This window comes from Mesorhizobium sp. M7A.F.Ca.AU.001.01.1.1, assembly GCF_004022735.1.
In the GTDB taxonomy this organism is placed as follows: Bacteria; Pseudomonadota; Alphaproteobacteria; order Rhizobiales; family Rhizobiaceae; genus Mesorhizobium; species Mesorhizobium ciceri.
The window spans coordinates 1-6,254 of sequence record NZ_RZPF01000370.1 but is presented as its reverse complement, the minus strand read 5'-3'; the positions used below and the strand labels follow the sequence as shown (position 1 = coordinate 6,254).

Annotated in this window: 6 protein-coding genes and 1 pseudogene; 5 read left to right on the top strand and 2 right to left on the bottom strand. The window is 63.1% G+C overall.

All coding sequences use genetic code 11. From position 1 onward, the window contains the following. Positions 1-844: OB-fold nucleic acid binding domain-containing protein (locus EN884_RS21445; RefSeq protein WP_245491962.1), on the top strand; the 844-nt coding region annotated here is incomplete at its 5' end. Positions 845-911: 67 nt separating this feature from the next. Next, the gene (locus EN884_RS21440; protein ID WP_063167892.1) at positions 912-1,715 is read left to right on the top strand and encodes a potassium channel family protein; all 804 of its coding nucleotides are present in this window, start codon (positions 912-914) and stop codon (positions 1,713-1,715) included. Between the two features lie 12 nt (positions 1,716-1,727). Here EN884_RS21440 and EN884_RS21435 read toward each other — a convergent pair whose 3' ends face one another. Further along, positions 1,728-2,609, bottom strand: coding sequence for a DMT family transporter (locus EN884_RS21435; RefSeq protein ID WP_013531939.1), 882 nt, complete (start codon positions 2,607-2,609; stop codon positions 1,728-1,730). A 198-nt stretch (positions 2,610-2,807) separates the two neighbouring features. Between EN884_RS21435 and EN884_RS21430 the strand changes: the two genes are divergently transcribed. Next, positions 2,808-3,314: a hypothetical protein gene (locus EN884_RS21430; RefSeq protein WP_024503586.1), complete on the top strand. Its 507-nt coding sequence runs from the start codon at positions 2,808-2,810 to the stop codon at positions 3,312-3,314. Here the strand turns inward: EN884_RS21430 and EN884_RS21425 are convergent. Beyond that, positions 3,311-4,639, bottom strand: a complete 1,329-nt coding sequence (locus EN884_RS21425) for a DNA polymerase IV (protein WP_013531937.1) — start codon at positions 4,637-4,639, stop codon at positions 3,311-3,313. The two genes, EN884_RS21430 and EN884_RS21425, sit on opposite strands and share 4 nt — an antisense overlap. A gap of 65 nt (positions 4,640-4,704) precedes the next feature. Here EN884_RS21425 and EN884_RS21420 point away from each other — a divergent pair, with 65 nt between their 5' ends. Continuing rightward, complete coding sequence (locus EN884_RS21420) at positions 4,705-5,280, top strand: GNAT family N-acetyltransferase (protein WP_024503584.1); 576 nt, start codon at positions 4,705-4,707, stop codon at positions 5,278-5,280. Positions 5,281-5,387: 107 nt separating this feature from the next. Next, positions 5,388-6,254, top strand: a pseudogene (locus tag EN884_RS21415) (hypothetical protein); the annotation flags it as partial.

The window sequence follows — 6,254 nt, the reverse complement described above, 5'->3', positions numbered from 1 at the left end:
TCCCAAGATCGTCGGCAAGCGCGTCTTCGAAAGCCTGATCATGGCCGGCGCGCTCGACTGCTTCGGCCACGACCGCGCGTCGATGATGGCGGGCGTGGAACGCATGATGGGGCTGGCGTCGCTGGCGCAGCAGAACGCGGTTTCCGGACAGCACGACATCTTCGGCGCCTCGCTCGGCGCCCAGTCGCAGGCACTCAATCTGCCGGCGACAGAGCCGTGGCTCGCCGCCGACCGGCTGCACCGTGAATTCCAGGTGGTCGGCTTTTACCTCTCGGCCCACCCGCTCGACGAGTACAAGGCGGCCCTGCAGAAGATGCGGGTGCAAACGTGGGCCGAGTTCTCGGCGGCCGTCAAACGCGGTGCCGCCGCCGGCCGCCTGGCCGGCACGGTGACATCCAAGCAGGAACGCAAGACGCGCACCGGCAACAAGATGGGCGTCATCGCCTTTTCGGATACGTCAGGCCAGTACGAAGCCGTGCTGTTTTCGGAAGGACTGGCACAGTATCGCGACCTGCTCGAGGCCGGCCGCTCCGTCGTCATCACCGTTGCGGCCGAGGACAGGCCGGAAGGCGTCAATCTGCGCATCAACTCGGTGCAGTCGCTGGAGGATGAGGCAAGTCGCATCCAGAAGGCGCTGCGTATCTTCGTGCGCAACGCCACGCCGATCAACACGCTGGCCGGCCAACTGACCGTCAGGGGCGAAGGCCAGGTCAGTTTCGTGCTGATCAAGGAAGAAGGCGAGGGTGAAATCGAGATAGAGCTGCCGAACCGCTACCGTATCTCGCCGCAGATCGCCTCGGCGATGCGCGCGGTGCCGGGCGTGGTCGAAGTGGAATTGGTGTGACCCCCGCTCTTTTCGGGGCGCGGCAATCAGCCGGGCGGTCGCTGCGGCCAACGCCGGCGCAGTCAGCATGAAGCCGGCGCAGAGGAATGGGTCGCAGGCGGTTTCAGCCTTGGCGCGGCTGCGTGACCGGCTGCGCAGGCTTTATCATGGGCGCACGCCGGCCGCTTTCCGGTTCCAACTGGTGGCCGTCGTCATCGACCTCGCCATCATCGCCTTCTTCATCGCGACGCCGGTTCTCCAGGACAAGCCGTCCTTCCTCTGGCTCGACTATTCGGCGGCCGCGCTGGTTGCCGCGGACCTCGCTGCCCGCCTGCTTGCCTCCAAGAACATGCTGCGGCTGATGAAGCAGCCGACCTCGTGGGTCGATGTCTTCATCCTCTTGACGCTGCTGATGCCAACGGCGTTCGCCAATCTCGCCTTCCTGCGCATCCTGCGGCTGTGGTCGCTGTCGCGCAGCGGTTCGCTCTGGCGGCATTTCGAGATGCGAGGACTGCGGCCGTGGCGAGAGGCCAGCCACGCGGTCATCAACCTTTTGACCTTCCTGTTCGTCATCACCGGCTTCGTCTACACGTTCTTCTTTCGCACTGGCGCCGGCCTGGAAAACTATATCGACGCGCTTTATTTCACTGTCGCCACGGTGACGACGACCGGCTTCGGCGACATCGTGCTGCCGGGCATGGCCGGCAAGCTGACGGCAATCGTCACCATGATCATCGGCATATCGCTGTTTGTCAGACTGGCTCAGGCGATCTTCCGGCCAGCCAAGGTGTTGTTTCCCTGTCCGCAGTGCGGCTTGCGGCGGCACGAGCCGGACGCCGTGCATTGCAAGGCCTGCGGCCATCTTCTCAACATACCCGACGAAGGGAACTGACGGCCGGCGGGACTACGACGCCGCCACTTCGGCCGGCTTTATCTGCCTGCGCTGCAGATTGAGCAGATTGCCCATCAGGATCAGCAGCGCGCCGCCGGCGGTGAAGGCGTCGATCTGCTCGCTATAGAGCAGCCAGCCGATCAGTGCCGATAGCGGCACGCGTAGAAAATCCATCGGCGAGACGATGGTCGCGTCGGCATAGCCAAGCGCTCGGGCCATACAGAAATGCGACGACATGCCGGTGAAGGCGATCAGCACGATCCATGGCCATAGCTCCAGTGGCGGGTTGCGCCACGTATAGAGCGCCGGGATGAGACCGACCACCGACTGGACAATCAGCATCCAGCAGATGATGCGTACGACGCTGTCTGTCCGGGTCAGCGACTTGACGGTGACCACCGAGATGCCGAAGCAGGCCGCGGCGCCCAGCACGACGAGATGTCCAGGATCGACCGAGCCGACACCGGGGCGCACGATGATCACCACGCCGATCAGCCCCAGCGCGATCGCTGCCAACTTGGGCCGGTTCAGCCTTTCGCCCAGAAAGATCACCGCCAGGATAGCTGTCCAGATCGGAGTGGTGAATTCGATCGAGATCAACACGGCCAGCGGAATCAAGGTGAGGGCGTAGAGCCATGCCGCCTGGCCCGTGTAATGGATGACGTTGCGGGCGATATGGGCAACCGGGCGCTGCGTGCGCATGGCTTGAAAGCCGCCACTCATCATCACCAGCGGCAGCAGGATGAAGAAGCCGATCACGGAGCGCAACTCCAGCACTTGGAAGACGTTGAGCTCCGCTGTCGTGGCCCGGCCGGCGACCGTCATGCCAAGGAACGAGGCGATAGACAGCGCCATCCAGAACGCGGCCTTGGGGATCGAGGGGGTGGGTGCCATTCGCGCTATGTCGCAGGCCAGCACCTCTGCCGCAACCGCTAGCCAAGGCATTCTTCTGGGCCAGTCGCGACTGGCTCGATGTTGTAAAACAGTCATGTGGCGGACGGAACCTGAAATGGTAGGTGGCGTTGAGTCCCGATGGTCAGCCGTGCTCGTGGATCGCCCCGCCTTTTTTCGAAAACGACAAGGAGAGCTTCGATGAGATCCTTCGCGCAATTCGCGCTTACCGGCGGTCTATTGGTTGCGGCAGGCGCAGCACATGCCGACGAGACCCAATTTCTTCAGTCGTTCAAGGGCAATTTCGCCGGCAAGGGCACTGTCCAGGTAACCACGGATGCTCCGAACGTCAGCGTATCGTGCAGCTTCAAGTCGAATGCGACCTCAACCTCGCTATCGCTGGATGGAAATTGCCGCGGTCTCATTGTGGTGTCGCGGGCCATCAGCGCCAATCTGAAAGTTACAGGTGCCAAATACAGCGGCACCTATGTCGGCTCTCGCACGGGACCGGCGCAACTCAACGGCAGCCGTTCGGGCAATGCGATCAACCTGGGCATTCGCTGGGCCAAGGAGGTCAATGGCGACCGAAGGGCGCAGATGAAGGTCGAGAAACGCGGCGAGAACGGCATGCGGCTGACCGTCATCGACACCGACCCGAAAACCGGCAAGAGCGTGGTGACGAGCAGGATAGACTTGCAGCGCACCTAATCCTCGAGCGGCTCCGGCGGATGGGCATCGCGGCCCTTGCCGAATGTGTAGCCGGTTTCCACCGCCTTGCGGCCGAACTTGTCGCGCAAGGCATCGATGGCGCCCTCGGCCATGGCGCGCTTGCGCGACTGGATGTCGACCAGATCGGGCGGGTCGGCCTTGTCGTCGTCCGAGAGGTCGCTGACGCCGATGCCGAGCAGCCGATACTTCGTGCCGTCGGTTTCCTTGCGCAGAAGCTCCACCCCAGTCTGAAAGATGCGGTCGGCGAGCCGGGTCGGGTCGCCGAGCTGGCGATTGCGCGTGCGCAGCTTGAAATCCTGGCTCTTCAGTTTCAGCACCACGGTGCGCCCGGCAATGCCTGACTTTTTCAGCCGTGCCGAAACCTTTTCCGAAAGACCCCTGAGAACCGCGATCAGTTCCTCCAGCGACGCGATGTCGGTGTCGAAGGTGGTTTCGGCCGATACGCTCTTGGCGTCCTGATCGGGATCGACGCGGCGGACATCCTCGCCGCGCGAAAGGTGGTAGAGCCGGTCGCCCATCGTGCCATAGCGGCGCATGAGGTCGCCGCGATCCATCTGCTGCAGCTGGCCGATGGTGCGGATGCCGTCACGCTCCAGCGTTGCGTTGAACGCCTTGCCGACACCCCAGATCATGGTCACCGGCTGCGCCGCCAGGAAGCCGACCGCCTCGGCTTCGCCGATGACCGAGAAGCCGCGCGGTTTACGGAAGTCCGACGCTATCTTGGCGAGGAACTTGCAGTAGGACAGGCCGGCCGAAACGGTGATGCCGATCTCCTTCTCGACCGCCAGCGCAAAGCGCGCCAGCACCACAGCGGGTGGCAGGCCGTGCAGTCGTTCGGTGCCGGCGAGGTCGAGAAACGCCTCGTCGATCGACAGTGGCTCGACCAGCGGCGTCAGCGCCTGCATCATGGCGCGCACTTCGCGGCCGACGCGGACGTATTTTTCCATGTTGGGGCTGATGACCACCGCCTCCGGGCAGGCTTCGAGCGCCTTGAACATCGGCATGGCCGAGCGGACGCCCTGGATGCGGGCGATGTAGCAGGCGGTGGAGACCACGCCGCGCTTGCCGCCGCCGATGATCAACGGTTTGTCCTTGAGCGCCGGATTGTCGCGCTTTTCGATTGCCGCATAGAAGGCGTCGCAATCGATATGGGCCAGATGCAGCCGGTAAAGCTCGGGATGACGCGCAAGCCGGGGGCTGCCGCAGCGCTCGCAGCGGCGCGTCTGGCTGCGCTGAAGCATCAGGCAGTCGCGGCAAAAACCGTGATCGGGATTGTTGACAGGGGCCGCCATCGCTGCGAACATAAAGAGAACAGAGGCAATGGTACGACAGTGCAAGGCCAGCGACAAGGCTGGCCTGGGGAGAACGCATGAGCACGACCATAGCGCCGCTTGCGCCCGAGCTTTGGGCTGAATTCGAGGACCTCTTCGGCAAGCAAGGTGCCTGCTACGGCTGCTGGTGCACGCACTTCCGGCTGGCGCCGGCGATGCGTCGCGAGAGCAGCCGGGAACGCAACAAGGACCACATCAAGGCGCGCATCGAGGCCGGCCCGCCGCCGGGCCTGCTGGCATTCGAGGACGGTCAGGCGGTTGGCTGGATGCAGATCGGACCGCGCGCCGACGTGCCCGAATGGAACAACCAGGGCAGGGGGTCGGCACCGGTCGATCCTGCCGACGCCACGGATCCGGCCGTCTGGGCGATCTCCTGCTTTTTCATCCGCGGCAAGGCGCGCGGCAGGGGCATCACGCATCGCCTCGTCGAAGGCGGCATCGATTTTGCCCGCCAGAACGGTGCACGGCTGCTCGAGGCTTGTCCGATAGATCTGTCTCGCGATTCGCGTTCGATCGGCCTGTTCGTCGGCTCGTCGCGGGTCTTCGAGAAGGCTGGTTTCGAGAGGCTGTTGGAACGCAAGGCCGGTCGGCCGCTGATGCGGCTGGTGCTTTGATCGAGATTGCCTGCCCGGATGCCGTTGTCGATCTCACCTTGCGGTTGCAGCGGTAATTTCATACCAGACGGACAAAGCCTTTCTTCTCGGTCAAACGGAGAATTCGCGTGAACCGTGCCCTGCCATTCGTGTTCCTTCTTGCGTTGAGTGCCCCTGCTCTCAGTCAGACCGTCGACAGTCAGGGTGCGAAGCAATTGTCCGACGACTTGTCCCGCTATGTCGGCAAGCAGGCGATCGACAAAGGCATTTTGAAGGTTTCGCTGGAAGGTGGTGCTTACAAGATCCTGTTCGATTTCAAGGCACTTGCCGCATCATTTCCGGACCAGAAACTGCTGAAGTTCGACTTCGCGCCCTATGCCCTGATGGTCAAGCCGCGCAGCGACGGATCCTGGGATGTCTCGATGGATTTCTCCCAGAGCGCCTCCTTCGAGTTCAACGGACCCGAAGGCCTGCAAAGCACTCAGTTTTCGATCAAGGACGGCAAGGGCTCGGGCGTCTACGATCCAAATCTGGCGGCCTTCACCAGCGGCACCAGTTCGATGGCCGGCATGACGATGGCGTCGAAGGATGCCAAGCAGCACATGGAGGCCAGCGCCGGCGCTGGCATCGCGACCGTTGCCGCGACCAAGTCGGCGACCGGGGGCGTCGATTTCACAACCTCGCAGAAGGTGTCGAGTTTTGTCGAAGCGATCAATTTCGATGACCCCGAGAGCGGGCTGAAATTCCCGGTCACCGTCAGGTCGCCGGAATTGTCGGTCGAAGCCAGCGGCAAGGGCGTGCAGACCAAGCCATTGCTCGATCTCCTGGCATTTGCTGTGGCCAACGAGGACGAGGCGACGCTGAAGGCCAACCAGGCGCAGCTCAAATCGCTTTTGTTCGCCGCCTTACCGCTTTGGCAGCGTATCGACGGGACCTATGGTTTCAAGGATTTCGCGGTGGAAAGCCCGGTCGGCAATTTCGGCGCCACCCAGCTC